At 43.9% G+C, this 24,244-nt stretch carries 25 protein-coding genes; 16 read left to right on the plus strand and 9 right to left on the minus strand.

The window, feature by feature from the left end:
• Positions 1-8 precede the first annotated feature (8 nt).
• The 12 genes from AC58U0_RS26050 (at position 9) to AC58U0_RS26105 (ending at position 11,400) form a co-directional block, all read left to right on the plus strand.
• Complete coding sequence (locus AC58U0_RS26050; protein WP_057307628.1) at positions 9-596, plus strand: TerD family protein; 588 nt, start codon at positions 9-11, stop codon at positions 594-596.
• A gap of 71 nt (positions 597-667) precedes the next feature.
• Positions 668-1,924, plus strand: coding sequence for a TerD family protein (locus tag AC58U0_RS26055; RefSeq protein ID WP_497381808.1), 1,257 nt, complete (start codon positions 668-670; stop codon positions 1,922-1,924).
• A 32-nt stretch (positions 1,925-1,956) separates the two neighbouring features.
• Positions 1,957-2,694 carry a TerC family protein gene (locus AC58U0_RS26060; RefSeq protein WP_497381809.1) on the plus strand — a complete coding sequence of 246 codons (738 nt, stop codon included), beginning with the start codon at positions 1,957-1,959 and terminating at the stop codon, positions 2,692-2,694.
• 74 nt (positions 2,695-2,768) lie between these two features.
• Entirely contained in the window at positions 2,769-3,872 is a 1,104-nt protein-coding gene (locus AC58U0_RS26065) for an HpcH/HpaI aldolase/citrate lyase family protein (protein ID WP_497381810.1), read from the plus strand.
• Positions 3,817-5,232: a phosphoribosyltransferase family protein gene (locus AC58U0_RS26070; RefSeq protein ID WP_497381811.1), complete on the plus strand. Its 1,416-nt coding sequence runs from the start codon at positions 3,817-3,819 to the stop codon at positions 5,230-5,232. Before AC58U0_RS26065 ends, AC58U0_RS26070 begins: the two co-directional genes overlap by 56 nt.
• Positions 5,205-6,338 carry a cysteine protease StiP family protein gene (locus AC58U0_RS26075; RefSeq protein ID WP_497381812.1) on the plus strand — a complete coding sequence of 378 codons (1,134 nt, stop codon included), beginning with the start codon at positions 5,205-5,207 and terminating at the stop codon, positions 6,336-6,338. The genes AC58U0_RS26070 and AC58U0_RS26075 overlap by 28 nt, the downstream gene beginning before the upstream one ends.
• Positions 6,335-7,171: an HAD family hydrolase gene (locus tag AC58U0_RS26080; protein ID WP_497381813.1), complete on the plus strand. Its 837-nt coding sequence runs from the start codon at positions 6,335-6,337 to the stop codon at positions 7,169-7,171. The genes AC58U0_RS26075 and AC58U0_RS26080 overlap by 4 nt, the downstream gene beginning before the upstream one ends.
• The gene (locus AC58U0_RS26085) at positions 7,168-8,190 is read left to right on the plus strand and encodes an ATP-grasp domain-containing protein (RefSeq protein ID WP_497381814.1); all 1,023 of its coding nucleotides are present in this window, start codon (positions 7,168-7,170) and stop codon (positions 8,188-8,190) included. Before AC58U0_RS26080 ends, AC58U0_RS26085 begins: the two co-directional genes overlap by 4 nt.
• Before the next feature lie 254 nt (positions 8,191-8,444).
• A complete protein-coding gene (locus AC58U0_RS26090; protein WP_497381815.1) occupies positions 8,445-9,017 on the plus strand; it encodes a hypothetical protein in 573 nt (190 codons plus the stop codon).
• A gap of 93 nt (positions 9,018-9,110) precedes the next feature.
• Positions 9,111-9,755: a pentapeptide repeat-containing protein gene (locus tag AC58U0_RS26095; protein ID WP_497381816.1), complete on the plus strand. Its 645-nt coding sequence runs from the start codon at positions 9,111-9,113 to the stop codon at positions 9,753-9,755.
• Between the two features lie 63 nt (positions 9,756-9,818).
• A complete protein-coding gene (locus AC58U0_RS26100; RefSeq protein WP_497381817.1) occupies positions 9,819-10,379 on the plus strand; it encodes a 5' nucleotidase, NT5C type in 561 nt (186 codons plus the stop codon).
• Between the two features lie 157 nt (positions 10,380-10,536).
• Positions 10,537-11,400, plus strand: a complete 864-nt coding sequence (locus AC58U0_RS26105) for a hypothetical protein (protein ID WP_497381818.1) — start codon at positions 10,537-10,539, stop codon at positions 11,398-11,400.
• Between the two features lie 127 nt (positions 11,401-11,527).
• Here AC58U0_RS26105 and AC58U0_RS26110 read toward each other — a convergent pair whose 3' ends face one another.
• Together AC58U0_RS26110 and AC58U0_RS26115 are read right to left on the minus strand one after the other, a co-directional pair.
• Complete coding sequence (locus AC58U0_RS26110) at positions 11,528-11,671, minus strand: hypothetical protein (protein ID WP_497381819.1); 144 nt, start codon at positions 11,669-11,671, stop codon at positions 11,528-11,530.
• A gap of 357 nt (positions 11,672-12,028) precedes the next feature.
• Positions 12,029-12,877, minus strand: coding sequence for a transposase (locus tag AC58U0_RS26115; protein WP_497381820.1), 849 nt, complete (start codon positions 12,875-12,877; stop codon positions 12,029-12,031).
• A 620-nt stretch (positions 12,878-13,497) separates the two neighbouring features.
• Between AC58U0_RS26115 and yunB the strand changes: the two genes are divergently transcribed.
• Entirely contained in the window at positions 13,498-14,289 is a 792-nt protein-coding gene (gene yunB / locus AC58U0_RS26120; protein ID WP_497381902.1) for a sporulation protein YunB, read from the plus strand.
• Between the two features lie 10 nt (positions 14,290-14,299).
• Here yunB and AC58U0_RS26125 read toward each other — a convergent pair whose 3' ends face one another.
• Positions 14,300-15,349, minus strand: coding sequence for a M23 family metallopeptidase (locus tag AC58U0_RS26125; protein WP_497381821.1), 1,050 nt, complete (start codon positions 15,347-15,349; stop codon positions 14,300-14,302).
• 116 nt (positions 15,350-15,465) lie between these two features.
• On the opposite strand from AC58U0_RS26125, the gene larC2 reads away from it, so the two are divergent.
• Positions 15,466-15,954 (plus strand): nickel pincer cofactor biosynthesis protein LarC2, encoded by a 489-nt coding sequence (larC2, locus tag AC58U0_RS26130; RefSeq protein ID WP_497381822.1) that lies wholly within the window; start codon positions 15,466-15,468, stop codon positions 15,952-15,954.
• A gap of 49 nt (positions 15,955-16,003) precedes the next feature.
• Here the strand turns inward: larC2 and larC are convergent, their stop codons facing one another.
• From larC to larE, 3 genes are read right to left on the minus strand one after another with little or no spacing between them, the layout of a single operon-like run.
• Positions 16,004-16,858, minus strand: a complete 855-nt coding sequence (gene larC, locus AC58U0_RS26135) for a nickel pincer cofactor biosynthesis protein LarC (RefSeq protein ID WP_497381823.1) — start codon at positions 16,856-16,858, stop codon at positions 16,004-16,006.
• Between the two features lie 9 nt (positions 16,859-16,867).
• Positions 16,868-17,644 (minus strand): nickel pincer cofactor biosynthesis protein LarB, encoded by a 777-nt coding sequence (gene larB / locus AC58U0_RS26140; protein ID WP_057307614.1) that lies wholly within the window; start codon positions 17,642-17,644, stop codon positions 16,868-16,870.
• Positions 17,641-18,489, minus strand: coding sequence for an ATP-dependent sacrificial sulfur transferase LarE (gene larE, locus AC58U0_RS26145; protein ID WP_036632720.1), 849 nt, complete (start codon positions 18,487-18,489; stop codon positions 17,641-17,643). The genes larB and larE overlap by 4 nt, the downstream gene beginning before the upstream one ends.
• A gap of 155 nt (positions 18,490-18,644) precedes the next feature.
• On the opposite strand from larE, the gene lipA reads away from it, so the two are divergent.
• Both lipA and AC58U0_RS26155 read left to right on the plus strand, forming a co-directional pair.
• Positions 18,645-19,520 (plus strand): lipoyl synthase, encoded by an 876-nt coding sequence (gene lipA, locus AC58U0_RS26150; RefSeq protein WP_057307613.1) that lies wholly within the window; start codon positions 18,645-18,647, stop codon positions 19,518-19,520.
• 40 nt (positions 19,521-19,560) lie between these two features.
• Positions 19,561-19,878: a YutD family protein gene (locus tag AC58U0_RS26155; protein WP_036632718.1), complete on the plus strand. Its 318-nt coding sequence runs from the start codon at positions 19,561-19,563 to the stop codon at positions 19,876-19,878.
• Between the two features lie 62 nt (positions 19,879-19,940).
• Here the strand turns inward: AC58U0_RS26155 and AC58U0_RS26160 are convergent, their stop codons facing one another.
• The 3 genes from AC58U0_RS26160 to glgP form a co-directional block, all read right to left on the minus strand.
• Positions 19,941-20,753 carry an NAD kinase gene (locus AC58U0_RS26160; protein WP_497381824.1) on the minus strand — a complete coding sequence of 271 codons (813 nt, stop codon included), beginning with the start codon at positions 20,751-20,753 and terminating at the stop codon, positions 19,941-19,943.
• Between the two features lie 87 nt (positions 20,754-20,840).
• Positions 20,841-21,515: a flagellar brake protein gene (locus tag AC58U0_RS26165; RefSeq protein WP_497381825.1), complete on the minus strand. Its 675-nt coding sequence runs from the start codon at positions 21,513-21,515 to the stop codon at positions 20,841-20,843.
• Positions 21,516-21,642: 127 nt separating this feature from the next.
• Positions 21,643-24,243, minus strand: a complete 2,601-nt coding sequence (glgP, locus tag AC58U0_RS26170; protein ID WP_497381826.1) for an alpha-glucan family phosphorylase — start codon at positions 24,241-24,243, stop codon at positions 21,643-21,645.
• Position 24,244: the final 1 nt, after the last annotated feature.

The following is a 24,244-nucleotide window of genomic DNA, read 5'->3' on the forward strand; positions in this document are numbered from 1 at the left end:
ATGCAGCAATGACAATCAGCTTGTCAAAAGGTCAACGAATTGACTTAACCAAGACGAACCCTGGCCTCAGCAAGGCTATCATTGGGTTAGGTTGGGATACGAACAAATATAGTGGTGGGCATTCATTCGATTTGGATGCATCAGCCTTTCTGCTTCATGCTGAAGGTAAAGCCAAAGGGCTAGAGGACTTCATTTTTTACAACAACTTGGTTGGTGTTAATGGTTGCGTCCAGCATACCGGCGATAATCGTACAGGTGATGGCGATGGGGATGACGAGCAAATCAAAGTTGATTTCTCCAAAATCCCTGCACATATTCACAGAGTAGGAATAGCTGTTACGATTCATGATGGAGCGAACCGCAACCAAAATTTCGGACAAGTATCGAATGCGTTCGTTCGGCTTGTTGATGAGGTAACGAATCGGGAGATTTTACGTTATGACTTGGGTGAGGATTTTTCTGTAGAAACGGCTGTAGTCATTTGTGAATTGTACCGAGACAGCCAAGGTCAAGAATGGAAGTTCCAAGCTGTTGGAAGTGGTTTTCAAGGTGGTCTTCAAGCCCTTTGTAAAAACTACGGACTTGATGCCCAGTAAATTCAGAACAGGTGGGGTGGTGCAAGTAAGGCATCACCCTTCAATTATTGAGTACGGAAGGGACAGCCCTTATGCATATATCTCTTGTAAAAGGCCAAAAGACGGATGTTACAAAAACAAATCCGGGACTCTCACAGATTGGTATTGGACTCGGATGGAACTCTCCTGCGAACATAGATCTGGATACTTCAGCATTCTTGCTAGGCGCTAATGGGAAGGTAGATAATGACGAACAGTTGGTATTCTACAACAACCCTACCAAAAGCGGTGTGAATTTCATCGATCAACCCTCTCAAGGGACCGATAAGAAGCAATTTTCTATTCAATTTTTGGGCATTCCAGCCAATGTTGAGAAAGTTGCTATCACACTAACCATTCATGAGGGTGAGAAGTTAAAGCAACAATTCAGCCAAGTGACACAAGCTTATTTACGGATTTTTCATCCTAGCACAGGGCAAGATATGTTGCGATATGAATTAGGAAATCAATTCTCCGTTGAGACAGCTATTGTTGTAGGGGAACTATATAGATACGGCACAGAATGGAAATTCAGTGCGATTGGATCTGGCTTTTCCGGTGGGCTGAAAGCGCTGTGCGGTAATTTCGGAATCGAGGTTAAGGATGAACCTACACCTAACCCTGTGCCTAATCCGACACCGACGCCTCCCCCAGTTTCAACTCCGGCGCAAGCGAGTAAACCTCCTCTTATCCCTCCGGCTCCAATTAATCTGAATAAGATTGAATTGAAGAAGAAGGGCGATCGCATTAGTCTTGAGAAGAAGACAACAGGCAATCTAGGGGAAATTGTTATTAATTTAAACTGGAATCAGAAGAAGAAACCTGGTGGATTTTTTGGGAAAAGCAAAGGAATCGATCTGGATCTGGCTTGTTTATATGAATTAAAGAACGGTGAGAAGGGCGTTATTCAAGCCCTTGGCAACCGATTTGGCTCACTTAATAGAGAGCCGTATATTGCCTTAGACGGTGATGATCGTACGGGCTCGGTAACAACAGGAGAGAACATTCGAATTAATGGGAATAAGCTCTCTGAATTTGAACGCATTCTAATTTTCACTTTCATTTACGAAGGTGCAACCACTTGGTCTGAAGCAGATGGAATAGTGTCCATCAAACAAGATGGCGGACCTGACATCGAAGTGAAATTGAACGAACATGATAATCGTCACGGCATGTGTGCCATTGCATTAATTCGTAACCAAAATAATGAAACATTTAGCATTGAACGGCTTGTTCAATATTTCTCCGGACATAAGGCGCTAGATGAAGCCTTTGGATGGGGAATGAGATGGGTTGCAGGAAATAAGTAAATAATTAGCGAAAAATACAGGAGGGTCAAGGCATGTCAGATTTTTTTCAAAGTTTTATCAATAACTTCCTTAACTTTTTCAATTGGGAAGTGCTGTCAACAACACTTTCAGATCCGGTTAGCTGGGGAATTATCGGGACACTAGTTATCTTAGAGGGGCTTTTATCCGCTGATAACGCATTGGTACTTGCAGTAATGGTAAAGCATTTACCGAAGGAACAGCAGAAAAAAGCTTTATTCTACGGACTCCTAGGTGCCTACATTTTCAGATTCATAGCTATTGGAGTAGGTACATTCCTTGTTCAAATTACTTGGATTAAAGTGCTCGGCGGCGCCTATCTCCTTTGGATTGCCATCAGTAATCTTTTCTTCAAGAAGAAGGAAGAGGAAGGGGAGGTTCAGAATAAAGGACTTTCCTTCTGGCGAACTGTTCTTGCTGTAGAAGTCATGGATATTGCTTTTAGTGTCGATAGCGTACTTGCTGCCTTTGGCGTAAGTGACAAGGTTTGGGTATTGTTCCTTGGAGGCATCATAGGTGTACTTATGATGAGAGGCGTGGCGCAAGTCTTCTTAAAGCTCATTGACAAGATTCCAGAGTTGGAGAAAGCAGCCTTCATCCTTATTATCATCATTGGTCTTAAGATGATTGCAGGCGCATTCGGTGTCCATATTTCACATGTTCTTTTCTTCTCAACCCTTATTGTCATATTCGGAGGCACGATAGTTCTTAGTTTACTTCGCAAAAAGGACAAGCAGGAATCAGCTAACTAATAGTACCGACTAACATTGACAATCCCTCCTTTATGGGGGGATTGTTTCTTAAACGAAAGAGGGAGGAATCGGGATTGAGATATTTTAATTATTTAACAGCGGATGAAGAGAAAGCTCTATTTTATTTACCTCCGACTTCCTTCCATAATCATTCGCGCAAAGAAATCCTTGCTTATTCCATTGGTGCTGCTCTTTATATGCCGGCTACACGTCCCACGTTCGCAGAAGATATCGCTTTTGGTAAAATTGAAGGTCTAGTTTCAGTTATTCTTGATTTGGAAGATGCCGTTGGTGAAAATGAGGTTTATGCCGCAGAAGAATCCTTGGTGAATCAAATGAATAAGCTAGCCACCTTCATTGAGGTCGGAATTCTTCATACGGATAATCTTCCGCTTTTATTCGTACGAGTAAGAAGGGTGAATCAGTTAAATTATTTGATTGAAAGATTAGAGGAAAATGTAGCCCTTTTAACGGGATTTGTATTCCCGAAATTTACTGCAGACAATGGTGAGGCTTATTTTCAAATACTAGAAAATTATAATGATGAGAAACCGCCTTCCTCCCCCATGCTATATGGTCTTCCAATTCTAGAGTCCGGACCTGTGATTTATAAGGAAAGCCGTACTTATACGCTTCAAACGATTAAGGAGATCCTAGAGCAGTATAAGAATTTGGTCCTCAATGTAAGAATTGGCGCCACAGATTTCTCCAGCTTATTTGGTTTGAGACGCAGCCCAGACATGACCATTTATGACATAACGCCGATTAGAGACTGTGTGGCTGACATTATTAATATATTTGGACGCGTTGACGCCTCTTACGTTATTTCTGGACCCGTATGGGAATATTTCCCTCAAAAGGGTTTAGTTCGCGAAGTGATTATGGATAAAGAGAACGGCATGATTGGCAAGACGATTATTCATCCTACTCATATTAAACCCGTTCAATCGCTATACGCGGTGACTCATGAAGAGTATACGGATGCTACAAGCATTATTACGAGCAATAATGGCGATCATGGCGTTATTAAGAGCGCGTATGCCAATAAAATGAATGAAATCAAACCTCATTTAAGCTGGGCCAGACGTATTCTTTTACGATCACAAATTTATGGGGTGCTGCATGAACAACAACAATATGACGGATTATTGCTCAAGCATAATCGAGCATACGTATAAAATCGCAGGTGATTTAGAGCTTCAAGTGACATTGACCTCTAATCCTTTTGAGATTCCTCTCGACTCTCTGTTCGCCATGGCGGCGAGAATCAATAAGAAACGATCGTTTCTGTTTGTTAGCAAAGTGCTGGGTAAACATATCCCTGTGAACCCGTATTCCTCCTTATTAAGCGGGGCTTCATTGGCACTACTTTTACAACAAGCCTTAAAAGGTTCTATACCGCAGCAGTTAATCCCTCAAACCATTCAAGGCATTATAGATCCTTCTCAGGCCGAGGCGGCCTATAAAGAAATTATGTCCTATCGTTTAAGTTTACCGCAATCTGTTGCTTTTATAGGGTTTGCTGAAACGGCTACAGCCATCGGACATGCCGTTTATGAAACCTTTGGTCAGGGTGGCAGCTATATTCATACCACGCGCGAAGTGATCAAAGGATCGGCATCCATCATTAATTTCAGTGAGGAGCATTCCCATGCGGTAGCTCATTATTGTTACGCGAAGGATCCTCATATGCTTACGCATCCTGAGATTGTAGTCCTTGTTGATGATGAAATTACGACAGGTAAGACATCTTTGAACATTATTCGAGATATGCAGGGGAAATTTCCGAAGACAACCTATTATATCCTTGCTCTGCTTGATTGGAGAACCCCAGAGGATCAGCAGCAGTTTCTGAAGCTAGAGCTCGAGCTAGGAATCTCCATCCACGTGCTTTCCTTAGTCAAAGGTGAGGTAAAAGTAACGGGTTCATCAGAAAGTTTAACTCCCCAAGTGCCTGTCCTTCCTGTTCCAAATCAAATGGGACCCATTCACTTCACGTATTTAGATCATCTATTCGCTCATGCTCCTTACGTGAGCCAACATCCTTATTTACAGCATAGCGGAAGATTTGGTCTTACGCCGGAGGAAAGCGAACAATCCAGTCATTCGATATCTCAAGCCGCCAAGCAGTTGAAACTTACTCGTATAGGTAAGAAGACGTTGTGCGTAGGCACAGGTGAGTTTATGTATATCCCCATGCGAATTGCCGCTGAAATGGGAGAAGGTGTGTCATACCAATCGACGACGAGGAGTCCAATTCATACCATTGATACAGAGGATTACGCAGTCAAGGTAGGCTATCCGTACTCATCTCCGGAGGATCCCGACGTTACTCATTTCCTATACAACGTTCCTGTAGGCAAGTATGACGATCTCTATGTATTCATGGAACGAGAAGCTGATCCAGCTTCAATGCAGCCATTGCTCCAAATTCTTCAAACGAGAGGGCTGAAAAGGATTCATATTGTATTTTTCTCTCCTCAAACGGTTGAATGGAAGGAGAATGCAGTATGGAAGATTGGCGAGCTAGACCAATAGTGGAGCCTAGGCACTTGGGAAGCTATCCAGCTTCTGATGTGACATTCCTTCTTAAGGATTTGAGCGAGGTTAAGCTGGAAAAGTCGATGGATGCGAGAGAGCTAGCCATTCAATCGGGTACTCATTATTCAGAAATGCTGCCGCAGGAGCATCTGCCAACGTCCGATTATTTAAAATTGTACCGAGAGACGCTGCAGATGTCATCCAAGAAGGTAGCATTAGCCGTCGGTACTACGGCAGAGCTTATTCGAAATAAGAAAGGACCGAATACGGTGCTGATCTCTCTTGCGAGAGCGGGTACACCGGTCGGTATTCTAATAAGACGTTACCTGCAAGAGGTGCATCAGTTGGACTTGCCTCATTACAGCATCTCGATTATTCGAGGTAAAGGGATTGATGAGAACGCAATGTTTTATATCCTGCAAAAGCATCCAGACGCGAAACTTCAATTCGTCGACGGGTGGACCGGCAAGGGAGCAATCCGTAAAGTGCTTATAGAGGCTTGCAGCAAGCTGGAACGAGATTACGGGATCAAGCTGGACGATGATCTTGCTGTACTTGCTGATCCTGGTCATTGCACGGATATGTTTGGAACGAGGGAAGACTTCTTGATTCCGAGTGCATGCTTGAATGCGGTGGTATCCGGTTTAATGAGTCGAACGGTGCTGCGCGAGGATCTCATTGGGCCATATGACTTTCATGGTTCCAAATATTATAAAGAGTGGTTGGACCAGGATCTCTCCAATCATTTTATTGCGGAGATTGTACCCTTTTTTGGCGAGGTAGTGAAAGAAGCGCAGCATAGTGCTCGTGAATTACTCCAGCCTCCTCCGACAGTTTCATGGAAGGGTTTGCGAGATATTCAGGCAATTCAGAACGAATATCAGATTGCGGATATCAACTTGATCAAGCCCGGTGTTGGAGAAACGACCCGTGTACTGCTCCGTAGAGTGCCTTGGCGGATATTAGTTGACCGTTTAGATAACCCGAATATACGCCATATCCTCCTTTTAGCTGAAGCTAGGGAAGTACCAATAGAAGTGTACCCAGGTCTCACTTATTCCTGTTGTGGTATTATTAAATCCGTAAAAGGAGATGCCGAATGATATTTGCAAGTGATTTAGATCAAACGTTAATCTATTCACAGCCTTTAGAGCGTGCCGAAGAATTAGGAGATCGCATTATTACAGCAGAGCTCATTGACGGTAAAGTGAGATCGTATATGTCCTCAAGTTCCTACCAGCTGCTTCAAAAGTTGATGAAGGAGCTCATTTTCATCCCGGTAACAACACGAACCATGCAGCAGTACAATCGTATACATTTAATTAGTCAAATGTTGAAGCCCACCTATGCCGTTACGAGCAACGGCGGGAATATTCTGATAGATGGACATCCCGATCTGGAATGGAAAGCTTCTATAGTTGCACGCGTAAGTGAATCAAGTGAGCATGTGCAGGATGTCAGGATACTGCTTGATCGTGTCCTTAGTCCGGAATGGGTTATCAGTTCCAGCTATTGCGACGAGCTATTTTTTTCCCATATCATTGACCGGGCAAAGCTGCCGCTGGAGGAAATTACCCAGATGAGTGCAGAACTTCTGCGTATGGGCTGGAGCACTTCCATTCAAGGAAGAAAGGTCTATGTCGTTCCCCAATCCGTTAATAAAAGAGATGCCGTTCAGCATCTCAAGCAATTAACAGGAGAGAGCCAAGTTGTGGCATCTGGTGATTCCCTTTTGGATCGGATCTTGATTGATTTCGCTGATTTCTCTATCGCTCCTAGGCACGGAGAATTATTTCGACAAGAGCAGCTTCAATCGACGGGGAACTATTTATTTACCGAGGAATCCGGGATTTTCGCTACGGACGAAATACTTAAGTTTGCTGAATCCGTAAACATAGAACAAACGAATCTATTTGTCATTAAGGAGTCCTCATGAAAAAAGTATGGTTTAACCGTTGGTTTTCAGTAGCCTTTCATTATATGAATAGCATTCGCAATAATGAGGATGGCGTCCAATTCAAAATGTACGCTACACATCCGGACCGTACTCACATGGCTCTACAGGCGGCTGATTACGCGGATACCGAACCTGTTTTAAGTGATGATGATTATGTGGAGTTCGCGCTAGATTTCTGCAAAAAGCATGGTATTGATGTATTCATTCCCAGATTGCATATGTACGCAATAGCGAAGCATATTGATTTGTTCGAAAAAGTAGGAACGAAAGTAACGGTTTGTCGTGACCTTGAACTATTAGAGAACTTGCTGGAAAAGCAAAAGTTTTATGAATCCATTAGGGAAAAGAACATTATTTCAATCCCTGATTATCATGTGGTCAATACAGCAGATGAATTTATGACAGCCTATGAGGCGCTCGTTAGTGCAGGTCATCAGGTTTGTATGAAGCCAACGAATGCTGAAGGCGGTATGGGCTTCAGAATCATCAGCAATGGGCGGGATACATTAAGCGACCTGTTCGGTACAGTTACTCCATATCTCTCTACGGAACAGGTATACAAGACCTTATCATCCGTAGATCGTTTCGAGGACTTGATGGTGATGGAATTATTAAACGGTTTTGAGTACAGTATCGATTGCTTAGCATCGGCTTCTGGGGAATTACTTGCCGCTGTACCGCGCCGCAAAGCGGATGGAAGGCTAAGGCTGCTTGAGGAAGTGCCTGAGCTAATTGAAATTGCACATCAGGTTGCTGCCACCTACAAGATCCCGTTTAATTACAACATTCAAGTGAAGTACAATCAGGGTGTGCCTAAATTACTTGAGATTAATCCGAGAATGTCTGGCGGGTTGCATGTGACTTGTCTATCAGGTATTAATTTCCCTTATTTAGCAGTGAAATCAATTTTGGGTGGGCATGTGGACAACCAAAAGCCTAATTATGGCATTCTGGCCAGTCATATTGAGAAATACGTTATTATGGATTTAGGCGAATAAAAGAAACCGTGCATCATATCTTTGAATAAGATGAACAAATCTGTCAAAGAAGGTGCACAGGATGATAATAAGCGGGATTATACTTTCTGGAATAATCATTGTGCTCATTGTCGTAGCAAGCGCTGAAAAAGCAGAATATGTGTCTAAATTCATTGAAAAATAGTCGTCTGTGAAACCTGAAAAGGTTTCTTTTTTTTGTTATGATTTGGTAGAATATAAGAATAGATTTGTGATGCTGGGGAGGGGGCTGTACGTTGCTGGATTTTACATTTGAGATTGTTGACGAGTATACAATTAATACCAGAATTTTGTATGCCAACGAATGGTTCACTTTCAACATATATGAGAAAGATCATGTTTGGACACTTCATCCCTTTGATGGTATGTTAATACGGAATAAAGATATGTGTCAGCTTGTGATTAATGAGCTGCTCAAAAATAAATATTTTCATGTCATGTGCGCGAAAGAGAATATCCTATTGTCGGAGCTGAGGACGACAGTTGATTTAAGTAATAGAACGAGCATGTCTACACCTAGGCCTACTCCTTCACCTAGAGAAGAACTGGATGATGAGTTCCCGGACGATATAAAGTCATTTATGGATTATCATACCTTGGATGAAATTATAGACTTGGAGAAACAAATTATTTATAAACGAATGACGTTTTATAAACAAATGTTAGAGGCCATGTTCATGCAAGGAGCAGGACCGGCGGACCAGGAATTTATCCAGATTCAATCCATTTATATGATGTGGAAAGAATCATATGAGAAATTGAATGGGTTAAGCGATCAAGATTTGTCTGGTGGGAAGAAGAGATGGTAGTATAAAGGGAGACTTAAATACCAAAGAGTACATGTTCATAAAGCCGTAAGGCTTATTTTTTTGCCCTATCACTTGATTACAAAGGAGTACCAGATGAGCATTCCCAAAATTGAAACACCAAAAATCCCCAAAGAAATACCAGCCATAACACTGCCGAACGAGGAAATGCAGCCGGAAGATAGCTTTCATACGGGTATTATAAGTGATTGTATCATTGACAATCAGTCCGGAGATAAAGTCGCGTTTGATAAAGTGATATTTCGTAATGTTACTTTTACTCGGATATCGATGAAAAACATAGAGCTGACAGATGTTATTTTCGAGAAATGCGATCTATCCAACGTTGATTTTGGTGAAGCTACGATCCATCGGACTGAATTTAGAAATTGCAAGATCATTGGCATTGACCTGACAGAAGCAACCGTCCGAAACGTCTTATTACATACATGCTTGGCCGACTATGCGACCTTTCGAATGGCTAATTTCAAACAGATTATTTTTCAGGAATGTTCGCTTTTAAATGCGGATTTCTATGAATCCACGCTGCAAAAAGTGTATTTCGATAACTGTCAGCTGGACCGGGCACAATTCACAGGTGTGAAGCTCGCAGGTATTGATATAAGCAGCTGTGAATTTACAAGTTTAGGTGTGAGTATAGAGGATTTGCGCGGCTGCATCATTTCGAGGGGACAAGCCTCTGTTTTTGCAAGTCTTTTCGGACTTATATTGAAGGAATAAGGGGAAAATAATAAAGGAAATTGCTCCGGCAGCCTAGTATATCCGTGAAATGAGGAGTTAACCTTGAAATTCGGCTTTGATATCGATGATACACTTATTAATTTAAGAGAACATGCCTTTCATATTTATAACCATAAGCTAAATCAAAATATTGGCTTGGATGCGTTCCACGCCTTAACGACGATGGAAATCCATAGTGCCTTCGGTTTGACGAAAGAAGAAGGAGGCAAGCTATGGTCTAGTCTCCGCGACGACATTTACTATTCTCAGTGCCCTTCTTTTCCCCACGCCGTAGACATCTTGCAGGAACTAGTGCATCAAGGTCATGAGGTGTACTATATCACGGCAAGGGCTAAAGAACATACAGACCGAACGAAAAACTGGTTAATAGCCAATGGTTTCCCGGTGGTTGAAGGACATTTTTATTGTGGGATGAGTGATTCCGAGAAAGTACATATTATTGAAAAACTGAACTTGGATTATTATTTTGACGATAAACCGGCCGTTCTGGAAACCTTGTCTCACCTCCCATTGAACTTATATGTGAAAGATAGATCGTATAATCAGCACTTGAACCTGCCAAGGATTGTATCTTGGGATGAACTCAGAGAAATTATAAAATGAAACGCAGCTGAACTCCTAAATGTTAAGGGGTTCAGCTTTTTTACACATTTTACTAGATTTATAATAAATACAAGTGTAGATAATCATCCAATGACATTCTTCCTTTAATGTCAGTCTATGAGGGTAAACCTTCCATTTGGGTAGAGGAGATGAATTGATGTTAAAGAAAAATGCTCTGATGGCCGTCCTAGTGGCCGTAGTAGGAACTAGTTTACTTGCTGGTCTAGGCGGGGCGCCTAAGCCTGCCGCAGCTGCGAGCAACATGGTACCGAATTATGAAGTGAAGCTTCTCCTTAATCCAATTGCAGTTCTTGGATCTGACTTTAAACTTACAAGCAGCGTAAAGACTGCATTTGGCATGCCAGATAGCGTGACCAAGATGAACGTCCAATTCCTGGATACGAACGCCAAGGACATTTATAACAATGGGTGGAGTCCGCGGATTCGTAAGACAGAGGGAGAGAGCGATTTCGAGCTTACCTACAAAAAGCGCTATGCAATTATTGGCAACGATATTAATGGTGCCTTAACACTTGCAAACCAACAGGGCTTTGATTCAAGCGATACGGGCTATGAGGCGCAAGTCGAGTGGGGATATCAGAAGAAAACACTAAGTATTACACGTCCAAAGACAGGCACTAAATCAGGCTATAGCGGTATGGACCTCCCAAACCAAACCGATTCCCGCAGTCTTCTGATTAATAATGCACCTGATAAATTTAATAATTGGCTTTACAGTGGATGGGGGACTAGCATGCTTTCTTCTTCCCGTGTATACGGCCCAGTTCTAGCCAAACGTTCAGTCGGAACGTGGAGCGGCCAACAGCTTTATATCGAAGTGTGGCCAATTCTTAATGCAGCCGGTACGGGAACTGAATACATTGTTGAAGCTTCATTTAAAACAAATAGTGAATCGACAGCATCCACTAAACACGATGAATTAATTACCTATCTACAAAGTAAAGGCTGGTTCCTCGCACAAGATTCACTGAAAACACAACTAATTATGGATCGGTATTAAGAAGATTATTTATACGACACCGACAATAAACGAACCAAGAAGTATCAAGAAGCACCAAGAGCTAAGAACAAGAGCCATCCGAGAGCCAAGATCCGAGAATCGGGGGCCGCGACCCAAGAATCAAAAATTAAAAACCCAGAACCCAGAACCAAGAACCCAGAACGCAGAACCCAGAACCCAGAACCCAGAACCCAGAACCCAGAACCCAGAACGCAGAACCCAGAACCCCAGAACCCCAGAACCAACCCCCAACCCCAACCCATGAATCCAACACTCTACCACCTTTCAACAAAGGTGGTCTTTCTCTTCCAGCCCACTATGTTCACTATCCCTTTAACTCAGAATGAAACCAGATATGAATGAATGATTGATTGAGTGAGTGAGTGAGTGATCGAGTGATTAAATAATTGAATGATTGAAGATTAAATAATTGAATGATTGAAGATTAAATAATTGAAAGATTGAAGATTGAAGATTGAAGATTGAATGATTGAATGATTGAATGATTGAATGATTGTATGTATGTATGCATGTATGCATGATCAAGCTGCTCGTCGGATGAAACTAAATTTTATTTCTGTAATTACAAGAAATTGAATAGCCAAATAGAATGCTACTGTTAGTCTTATTAGTAGCTAGCGGGTTTGAAGCAGAGTTGAATTAAATGGGCAAAAATAGGTGTGTTTTTTGAAGAAAGATTTAGTCGATAACTAAATTCGTCTAAGTACTTTTGTAAATGTTTGGGGCCGAGGCCATGGAAGGTGTTATTTATCCATTTACTAGCCTGTTTAGCGAATACGTGTAAAGGGCGAAGTCGTGTGGGGGTATAAAAACCTGTAACAATCTCAATAATTTGGGTATCGGATTCTATGTGCTGTTGTTGGAAGGCTTTTGTTTCAAAACGAGGAATATGTCTTTCTTTTGGATTCGTAAGAAGAACGTGCTTTATTTTGAGGTAGATAGATTCATTCCATTCATTAACTGATGAGCCTATGAGAAGAAGGTGCTCTTGCGGGTGTTTGTGAACAGAAGGATTATAAGGTCGTCCATAGATAGCTGAATGAATACAAACTGAGCCCGAAAGCGGAGTTTCATTATCGGTATTATGAATCATAGAACGGATTTTATATAAGATTAGCCAGGCAGTTTTATAAGTAACCTTAATAAAATTAGAAAGTTCGATTGCGGTCGTACCTTTATTTGAACGGGAGAAAAGAAAAAGAGCCAGCATCCATTTACTTAGATCAGTTCGGCTTCCCTCCATAATTGTCCCGGATATTAGAGACGTTTGATGGCGACAGTGACTGCATTCGTAAAGTGGAAGACGACGGGTAGTTGTCACATAAGCATGGCTGTGTTTACAACGCGGGCAGCTAAAACCTTCAGGCCACTTAGTATGAAAAATATACTCGATGCAAGCATTATCAGTGGAAAAATGATTTTGAAATTGATCAAGTGACATACTTGCAAAATTCATATGCATCTCTCCGTTTGCATTAAAATAAGAATATACGTTCCTGTTTATATTATACCAAACATATGATCTCATTTCAAGAGGAGAAGGAAAATACTTGATTGAAACTCGGATTATTTTCTGATTTCTGAGTGATGGGGATAGTGTCCATAGAGGTGGTGAAAAGTTGGGTTGGATGCAAAGTGAGGTGGCGTGGGAGGGAAGATACTAATGAGTTGAGATACATGTATTGAGACAAACCAGAACGGAAAGGACTTGGACAGGACAAGTTCTGTCTGCTGAAGGATGTGGTGAGTAATTTTGCGAGATGCGAGTTGATAAGGTGCAGACGTTAGTAGATAAAGAATGGAAGAGACGGACATGGGAGTAAGCATGATGATGGGTCGCAGTGTGTGTAGATACGAAGTGGATGAGACGGACGTGGGAAGTAGCAATGATGATGGGTCGCAGTATCATGGGACGGGATTCAAGTAGAATCGGGAGGGAGTTGAGTTAGACTAACAAAGGAGATGAACGTATGACCGTTGAGGGGACTTGCTGTTGGGAACGTGTCTTCTTTTTCACTCCATGTCCGCATAAGGTAGTACTAATTGATTTGAGTGGCTAGGGGAGGGAATGGGATGCTGCTAAGGCGACGCTGGAGAAGCAGACCTACAGGGAAAACAAACCGCAAAAAGGTGCTGTTGATCGGTCTTCTCATCTTTGTCTTATTTGGCGTGCAGTTTTTTATTTTCGTAGAACGTAATCTTAGACCTCCACTGATGAATTTGGCAAAAGTACGCATAAAGCAGATAGCAACACAGGCGATCAATAGCGCTATTGCGGATCATGTGGCTGGAAGTACGAGTGCGGAGCAATTAATTGATTGGAAGATGGATAAAAACGGTAAAATAACAGGATTCATGCTTAATTATAATGAGCATATGCGTATAACTGCGGATACGATTAAAACGGTGCAAGGTGAACTGAAAGATTTACAAAGTATTTCAGAGCATATTCCGGTTGGGCAAGCGATGAATAGTGCGATTCTCTCCTCATTTGGCCCTGATATTCCGATTCGGCTGCTGCCAGTTGGTAATGTGAAGGTTGATCTGAATACGCGTTCTCAAAATGCAGGAATCAATATGGTTATGTTTGAAGTGTATGTTCGTATTATTGCTGAAGTATCTGTGATTATTCCCTTTGATTCCGATACTGAAATTGTGGAAACTGAAATTCCTATTTCATATTCTCTCGTGGTTGGGGATGTCCCTACCTATTATTATGATAATAAGGGAAATCCTGTGGGTAGTAATAAGGATGCAGGTCCGCCGAGTTTATCCTTGCCTAGTATACCGAATGCCGGAACAACAACACCAAAGGTAGAGGGAGTTACAACGCAAGAAAGCAAGACACAAAAAGAGCCGCCCCAATAATGGAGCGGTTTTATTTTTTCTTTTTCATCCGATCTTCACGTTCCCATTTGCGAAGGGAGGGGTAAGGATCGAAGCTCCACTCGGTTAGCCCATTATCACGATAAAGTCCAAAATGAAGATGAGGTGGAAATTTACCTGATGTTCCCGGTTTACCATAACCAGAACTACCTACCCAACCGATGGTTTGTCCAGGTTTTACAATATCGTTTTCTTTGATTCCTTTTTGAAAACCAGAGAGATGGGCGTAGTAGTGATAAATATTGTTCACATCTCGAATACCAATCCGCCAGCCTCCGTAGGGATTCCATCCTTTGATTTCCACAATGCCATAGCAAGTGCTTCGTACAGGAACACCATAACCCGCGAATAAATCTGTTCCTTCATGAGAACGATGCCCGCCCCATCCGCGACTGTCTCCCCATGTGCTGCGATAGGAGTAGTCTGTGTTCACTGGCAGTGGAAAAGCATGCTCACCAACATCAAGGGTACCTAGTGTGGCATAGATTGTAGCGAATTGTTTGATACGTTCAACACTGCGCGAGTTTTGATAATAATTCCATAAGTTGATTTGTAAATTTTCTTCTTGGTTGCCATTATTACTCATTAGTGTGGCCATAGCCGCCAGTACGTCTAAATCGTTGTTTCGATCTGCGATGCCGTCACCTGAACCATCTCGCCCGTAACCATGAAAGAAGGAGATGCTTCTAGGATTCGTATCTTGCTGGTCTGGATTCAATAAGCCCACCCAATCTGATTCAGGGAAGTAAATGCTGGTAATCCCTTGATGCACGGGCCTTTTTTTGGCGAAATTCATCGTTCTTTCGTACTGATCAACTGCGGCAAGGTATGCCCATGGAATGCCTGATAAGATGCTTGTTTTTTCAAAAAGCTCTTTCCGCTCAGCGTTCAAGTTCGGGTTAACCTTAGATGGAGCCGCGGTAAAGAATTGGTCAGATGCAGCGGCATGGGATTCAGCACTGCCTGAAAGAGTCACGGATTCGGTTGCTGATAGGAGGAGGCTAAGAACAAGAACCCGCGACCAATACGGTCTGCTTTTCATCTCTATCATCCTTCCTGAAATGTTAGTTCTTAGGATGTACTCTTCTATGAATGTTTATCCCTGCATCTTTCGTTGTTATCCGATTTTTGCTATGATGCCTGTAAGAGGTGAGGAACGTGGGTTTTAATCATAGGGATGAGCATGTGGACGATAGTATGCTGTTGATTCAGGCAAATTTGGATGATATGAATCCGGAGTGGGTTTCTTATATAATGGATAAGCTTTTTGAAGTAGGTGCGAATGATGTATTTGTAGTTCCGATAATTATGAAGAGAGGCAGACCAGGGATAATGCTGAATGTGCTGGTTGAAAATGAACGGCTTTCTCTTGTAGAGGAAGTTATTTTTAGCGAGACAACGACACTTGGCATCCGGTATATGCACGCGTCCTGCCATAGATTGGCTAGAGAATTCGAGCAAGTGCTAACACGATGGGGACTTTTAACGGTAAAAGTCGGTTATCATCAAGGGAAATTGGTACAATATGCGCCAGAGTTCAAAGAATGCGAACAAATCGCTAAGGAGCATCAAGTACCTTTGAAGCAAGTATACGAGGAAGTTAGGATGCAGTTTATACAGCAAAAACAAAAAAACGTCTCCTCCTGATTTGAAGGAAGAGGCGTTTTTGGATTTTACAAATAGGCTCCTTGGAGGCTCATGTATGGTGAGGGTGTGTATGTGAATGTTCATGTTGGTGGTGATGATGATCATCATGTGTATGTCCATGACCATGATCATGTGCAAGGTGCTCGTGGCTTACTTGCCATTTTCCAATATAAGGATCAACTTTACCGACTACGACACGAAGCACATTAGGTTGATTAGGTAAATCTCTTGTGCCTGCACCGTAACCGATGGTATCAACGATCATAGGAGGAAAGCTTTTGGAGAACTCGTCCACGATTCCGGAAATAATACCGGCACCAGTTGGCGTAGTCATCTCTAGGTTATAGTTGGTTGAAGCAATAGGTAATCCTCGCATCATTTCCAGTGTTGCTGGAGCGGGTACGGGATATATACCATGATCGATATGTATCGTTCCTGAACCTAGTGGTACTGGAGAGGCAAAGATGCGCTCGACTTGTAGGGAGTCAATGGCTAAGGCCACACCTACGATATCTACAATTGAATCTATGGCTCCGACTTCGTGGAAGTGCACTTTTTCAACGGGTATACCATGAATTTTGGCTTCAGCAATACCGATCTTTTCAAAGATAGCTAAGCTGAGAGCTGTTACACGCTCATTGAATCCTGCCTGTTGAATGACTTGTACGATTTCTGAGTAATGACGATGATGTTTCGGCGGATGCTGTGGGTCTAGAATGACATCTAGCTTTAAGGCGGAAATTCCGCGCTTAACAACGCGCTTCCATTCCAACATGTACGGCTCTAGCTTGATTTTGGTAAGCTCTTCTTCAATATAAGCTCGATCTGCTCCCGCATCTACTAAAGCACCAAGGGTCATATCGCCGCTGATCCCGGAGAAGCAGTCTAAATATAAAATGCGCATTGTAGGATCTCACGCTCGTTTCGACATATTTTTGTTAATGAGCCCTGCATAGTAGCCAGCTCCGAAGCCGTTGTCGATGTTCACTACTGAGATTCCTGGAGAGCAGCTATTTAGCATCGACAACAAGGGGGCGATACCTGCAAGATTCGCGCCATAACCGATGCTTGTCGGCACAGCCACGATCGGTTTGGCTACTAGCCCGCCGACGACGCTGGCGAGCGCGCCTTCCATGCCGGCAACGACCACAATCGCGTTTGCACCGCGAATGAGCTCTAGCCGGCGGAAGAGCCGGTGAATGCCGGCTACACCCACGTCGAATATACGTTCAACGTGGCTGCCTAGGCATTCTGCTGTAAGAGCCGCCTCCTCCGCCACGGGGAGGTCGGAGGTGCCTGCACACACGACGGCGATATAACCGTCGTGGACTTTAAGCATGGGCCGCTTGAACCAGGTCAGCGACCTCGCAGTTTCGTGGTAGGTGACACCTTCCACGGCAGCGGTAACATGGGCGGCTTTGGCCGCGTCTACGCGCGTAGCGAGCACGCGGTCGGTGTGCTCCATCAGCCGCCGGAAAATCGCCTCGATCTGCTCGGCGGTCTTGCCTTCCCCGAAAATGACCTCGGGGAAGCCCGTTCGCTTCTCGCGATCGATATCGAGCTGAGCAAATCCAAGATCAAGGTTAGCTGGGCCAGCGGCGCTGCCTTCCTTGATGATTTGCTTTTTGGCTTCTTCTACGTCCAGATCGCCCGCCTGGACGAGCTTTAAGATTTTCTCTAAGTCCATCATAGGGATGCTTCTTTCACCTTGTCTTTCGTCTCCTTAGACAGCACTTCGTTCATGCTGCCCGTGCGGTAACCTTGTAAATCGAGCGTCACGTAAGTGAAGCCGAGCTTGCTGAACTTTTCATAGATCGCATCCCGGTGTTCGACGACTTTATGAATCTCATCCGGCATAACCTCGATCCGGGCAATTTTCTCATGGTGACGTACGCGCACCTGATATAATCCAAGCTGGGACAAGAAGTATTCGCCTTCGTCGAGTTGATCGATTTTCCACTTCTCAATTTGCGTCCCATAAGGGATACGAGAAGACAAGCAAGCAAAAGACGGTTTATTCCAAGTACGCAGTCCTAGCTCTTTGGAAAGCTGTCTGATCTCGTCTTTGGTCATGCCGGACTCCTGCAAAGTACTACGGACGCCTTGCTCGTTCTTGGCTTGTAGACCCGGTCTGTAATCACCGAGATCGTCCATGTTCGAACCATCCAGAATATAGGGGTACCCTAACTCTTTGGCTAGTTGCTGCAAATGTGAATAAAGTCCCGTTTTGCAATGGTAACAGCGATCTGGATTGTTAGCGACGAAATTCGCATTCTCTAATTCCTTGACCTCTGTTTTGTACAGTGGGACACCGATTTGTTCTGCTAGTTCAACGGCGGCATCAAATTCCCGAGAAGGGAACGTTTCGGATGCTGCAGTGACGGCTAAGACTTGATCTCCGAGCTCCTGCTGCGCACGTTTGAGGACGAATGTACTGTCAACCCCTCCGGAGAAGGCGATTAATACTCGGCCCATACCTCTTAAAATTTCTCCAAGCTTGCGGTCTTTCTCTCGCGTTACTTCTTGTATGCTCATGTTTCTTCCCTCCCATACAGCCTTTACGTGACAGGTTAAGCTGTTTTGGCCATCTTGATAAGTGTATCACAACTGAGTGGCAAAGTGGATTGTTTTGTCAGTCATTCATGTTATAATAACAAGAACGAGAAACCAAATAAAAGGCGGGAAATATAGTGCCTACAAAGCCATTAGAGAGAAAACCAGACTGGTTAAAAATCAATCTCAAGACAGACGAGAATTTCAAAGAAATAAAGTCAATGATGCGTTCCAAGACGCTGCATACGGTTTGCGAAGAAGCCAAATGTCCAAACATTCATGAGTGCTGGGCGAATCGTACAGCCACTTTTATGATTTTGGGCGATATTTGTACCCGAGCATGCCGTTTCTGTGCAGTCAAGACAGGGCTGCCTACCGAGCTGGATCTGGAAGAGCCAGAACGTGTAGCGGATGCCGCTTTGCAAATGGGACTGCGGCACTGTGTCGTCACTTCCGTAGCGCGCGATGATTTGGCCGATGGCGGCGCGATGATATTCGCTGAGACCATCAAAGCGATTCGCCGCAAATTGCCAATGTGCACAGTCGAAGTGCTGATCCCCGATTTCTTAGGTCGGGAAGAGTCACTGGCCACGGTTCTAGAGGCTAAGCCTGATATCTTAAACCATAACATGGAGACTGTTGAACGCATGTCAGACCGCGTTCGCTCGAAGGCGAAATATCGCCGTTCTCTGGAACTGCTGGAGCGTTCGAAGCGTATCGCTCCAAACATCCCAACCAAATCCAGCGTTATGATTGGCGTTGGCGAGGAGTGGGACGAGCTGCTGCAAACGATGGAGGATTTACGCGCGGTTGGCTGCGACATTATGACGATTGGGCAGTACCTGCAGCCGTCTACAACGCATTTGGCTGTAGCCAAGTATTATACGCCTGAACAGTTTGCTATGCTCAAAGAAGAGGGCATGAAACGTGGCTTTAAGCACGTTGAGTCGGGACCATTGGTTCGCAGCTCGTACCATGCCCATGAACAGGTTCAAGCCGCATCGAACGTTTAAATTAACGAACGGATCATAGAAAGGAGAGCTTCCTACCATCATGATTCATATTGCAAATAAAACATACGAGCTCGTCACAGACCATAAAAATGGCTGGAATTTTGAAGTTTTTAAAGAACGTTTTAGCGAAGTGTTGGAGCGATACGACTATATTGTCGGCGATTGGGGTTACAGCCAGCTAAGGCTGAGAGGATTTTTTAAAGAAATCCATCCTAAAGCTACAAAAGAATCATCCATCGCGGCTCTTCAAGATTACTTGAATGAGTACTGCAACTTCGGCTGCGCTTATTTCATTATCGAAAAAGTGAATGGCGCAAAGCAGCAAGTGCCTTCTGAAGTGATTACAACTACTCCTTAATGTAGTTGAAACCAAAAGACGCCTCTCATTCTCCAACGGAGTGAGGGGCGTCTTCTTACTTTTTATTTCACTTCTAACCCAACAAAAGCTTCCCGAACCCTATTCCAGAAAGGAAATGGCCGGAACCTGGCAAACTTAACCTTCACGTTGGCTGCTACACGGCAGCGGATAGAAACAACGTCGTTTCGCTGCAAGTACAAGTGATCAAGTGATAAAAGCATATTCTGCTGCGCCTTGGGATAAATGTCACAGTGATGATGCTTCGGTAAAATCATAGAAGAGCCGAGTGTGCGGTAGACCCTATTGTTAATCGAAGCAATCTCAGCAATTTGAATGGCTTCGAGCGAAGGGTGAACCATTGCCCCGCCTAAGCTTTTGTTGTAAGCTGTACTGCCGGCAGGCGAGGAGATGCAAATTCCGTCACCGCGGAACATTTCGAACATTTCGTCGTTAACGTGAAGTCGCGCGACTAGCGATACTTCGATTCCTCGTATTGTAAATTCGTTGAGCGCCAGGTGCGTCTCGGAGCCCTTTTCTGTCGTAATTTCAATCTCAACGACGGGGTACTGTACAACACGCAGCTCCTCGGGTGTGGTGACACTAAATATCAATGAAGCTAGATGATCCAGCTCATCTGGTTTCCAATCTGCGAAGAAACCTAAGTGACCTGTATGGATACCAACGAAAGCGATGTGATCAAGCTGCTGCACATATTTATGAAAAGCTTGCAGCATCGTGCCATCTCCGCCAATAGAAAGGACAATGTCCGGATTTTCTTCATCCCTCGGCATGCCTTGCTGTGCGGCGAGTTGGTGGAACCGCTCTGTCAGCCCCTTGGAGATGTCATCGCCTCGTTCAATGACGTTGTATTTCAATTGGTTTCCTCCTAAGAGTTTTGCTTTAGCAAAACTTTCTTCGTAAGCATAAGCTGAGTTTTCGTAAGCAAACTTTGTTCGTAAGCATTAGCTTGTAATCGAGCAATATTTATCAATGTCCTGAAGTATCGATTCAGGTGTATGTCGGAATTCGGCGGCGACCCGATAAGAATCATTACTGAAATTCGTCACCCTAATGATCTCACCATAAGCCGTAATAGGATGGGGGTACCCAGGGAGAATGAAGCTGAATTCCAGAAATAAGGGAAAGAAGAGCCGATTCGTCGTAACGAAAGAAAGCCCGCTGGCACTAATATCAAGCAGTTGTCCGGAAAAAGCGACTCCCTTGCTTGCGGATATGCCGCGAATGCCAACAATACGCAGTGTGATCGGTGTTCGAAGGGAGAGCTTAGCTCGGCTGTACCTTCTGTTCTGATGATGATGAATTTCTTCGGGAATGGATAGCGAGAGGTAACATATCGTCTTCTTTAATTCAAGTTGAATTAAATCGACATAGGCGTAATATAAAATTCCACTGTCTTTAAAAGAAAACTCAATGAAAGAAATATGCTCTAATTTGTCGAATGGAAAAATTCCGGATAGCTCTAAACAAACGGTGAATGAAGCTTCACCTATTTTATCAACGGAGAAATTTTCTTCATAGCAAAAAGGCTGCCCATCTTTGCATTCTCCGACAATGATCAAATGACAATCTGTATTCGGTGCGATATATGCCAATTCCAGTGCCTTATTCCAATCCATAGCATCACCAAGTGGTTAGATTTGCATTCATGAACGCATGCACATACCGTAAGTTCTCTATTCATAATAATTTATAAAAGAAAATAAGAAAAGCCCCAAACGGGGCTTTATCTAGGAATTCACGTATTTACTGCCACGATAATGTACTGGTGACTACGGAGAGTTCAAAGGAATGTGCGAAGTTAGATGAGATGGGGCGCACGCGAATAGAGAAGTGAGGCCCATGAATGAGATGCGATGGAATGGTCGCTTTATAGTTCTGCATCTGTTCAATTAGTTCACCTATCGGCACCATTGGAATAATTTTTTGCTCCCATGTTTCGCCATTTTCCTCGTAATAAATGACTTCTACTGCCGTATCTTGCGGCCAAATGGGGCCGAAGTGAACTTGTGTCGTAATTTCCTTCGTTGATGGTTTTATTTCGTTTAACGGCACTTCCGTTGATAATTTGGCAGAGCGGTCATCGATGCCAATGATTTTCACATGATACCAGTTTGAACGGATGAACTGTTTGTAATCGGCAACCTTCGTTGCAACATCATAGTGATTAGAAACAAAGAGACGGGCTCGCTGCGCTGTCGGCAAATAGGTGAGCTCTGTGTAGTCTTGCACCATGCGATGCGTGTTATAGACCGGGCTCAGCGATTGGATAGAACGCTTCATGCGGCTGATCCATTGATGCGGGAGTGCTCCTTGATTGTAGTACAGCGGAATAATTTCTTTCTCTAAAATGTGATAGATGGCTTGCGTATTTTCTTTCTCTTGTGCAGCCCAGTCCGCTGCTCCTGTGGAACCGATAGCCCAGCCGTTCGCTCCGTTGTAGCCTTCCTCCCACCAGCCGTCGAGTACACTAAAATTAAGTACCCCGTTCATGGCGGCCTTCTGACCGCTCGTTCCACTGGCCTCAAGAGGTCTACGGGGGTTATTTAACCAGACGTCTACGCCTTGTACGAGGTAACGTGCCATATTCATGTCATAGTTTTCGAGAATAACGATTTTCCCGACGAACTCTTTCATTTGCGAGACGCGATAAATTTCACGGATAAGCTCTTGACCTGGGTAATCGGCAGGGTGAGCCTTGCCAGCAAAAATAAATTGTACGGGTCGCTCGGGATCATTGATGATCTTCTTAAGCCGGTACAAATCATTAAAAATGAGATTAGCTCGCTTATAGGTCGCAAACCTTCTGGCGAATCCGATGGTTAATGCCTTGGGATTTAAATATTGTCTGACTTCCTCGATCCGCTCTTCAGATTCTCCGTTGCGTTTTCGCTGCTCGAGCAAATTTCGCCTGGCGTAACGAACTAAATTTTCTTTCAGTTGTTGGTGCACTTTCCAGATAGATTCGTCTGGAATGACCTCGATCTGCGCCCACTGATGCTTATTGGCTTGCTCTTCCCGCCATGAACCGGGCAGGAAACGATCAAGCAGTTCTTTCCATTGCGGCGCTGTCCATGTATCCATGTGTACACCATTTGTAATGGAGCTAATGGGAACTTCGCTTGCATCGATGTGACCGTGAAATTCTTTGAACATTTCTCGGGATACTTGACCGTGCAGCTTACTGACCCCATTGCGCAGTCCGGCTGTATTCATGGCCAAATGGGTCATATTGAATTGGCCCGTATGGTGATCGAGCCCTAGAGCTACGATGTCCTGTTTGTGCCGTGACAGCTCACTCAGGAGAGGTCCGAGATAGTGTTCCACCATCTCGATGGAGAATGTGTCATGCCCCGCAGGTACGGGCGTATGGGTCGTAAATACAGTGGCTGAGCGAACGGTTTCAACCGCCACATGAAAGGGAAGACCTAGATGCAGAAGCTCCTTCAGTCGCTCCAACGTGAGGAAAGCTGCATGCCCTTCGTTGATATGGTACACGTTAGGGTAGATGTTAAGCAGCCGAAGTGCCTTAACACCTCCAATGCCAAGAACCATTTCCTGAGCAATCCGGGTATCTTGATTGCCCCCATACAACTGAGCGGTCAGCTCTTTGTCCGCTGCATTGTTAGCTTCGTGATCGGCATCCAGCAAATAGATTGAATTACGGCCGACACGCACACGCCAAATCTGTAGGGTGATGGCGCGACCAGGCATATCAATGGAAACAGCGAGCTGTTGGCCGTTTTGCTGCACAGGTTCGATTGGAAGCTTGGTGAAGTCATAGGGGTATAATTCACTTTGCTGACCACCGGAGGCATCGATTTTCTGCGTGAAATAGCCTTTTTTATAAAGCAGTCCAACACCGATCAAAGGGATACCCAAATCACTGGCAGATTTCGTATGGTCACCAGCTAAGATTCCCAGTCCTCCTGAATAAATCGGCAAAGATTCATGAAAGCCGAACTCTGCGGAGAAGTAAGCAATTTGTACATAACCTTGATCCGGATGCTTCTCTTGAAACCAAGTGGTGCCATTCATATAAGCGTCGAACTTGGCAATTACTTGTTGATAACTTGCTACAAAATCTTGGTTACCGCTGAGGGCCTCGATCTGTGAATTGTCCAACAGGTGAAGTAAAAGAACAGGATTGTGGCCGCATTGATCCCATTTTACAGGATCCATTTGTGCAAAAAGCTGCAAGGCGTCATGGTTCCAACTGAACCATAAGTTGAATGATAACTCATTCAAACGCTCAATCGCAGGAGGCAAATGTTTCGCTTCTTGGGGGAAGGCTACTTGCATATCTGGATGTTCTCTCCCTTTATGATCATGATCGTGATTACCCATA

This window comes from Paenibacillus sp. J31P190 (genome assembly GCF_059692075.1).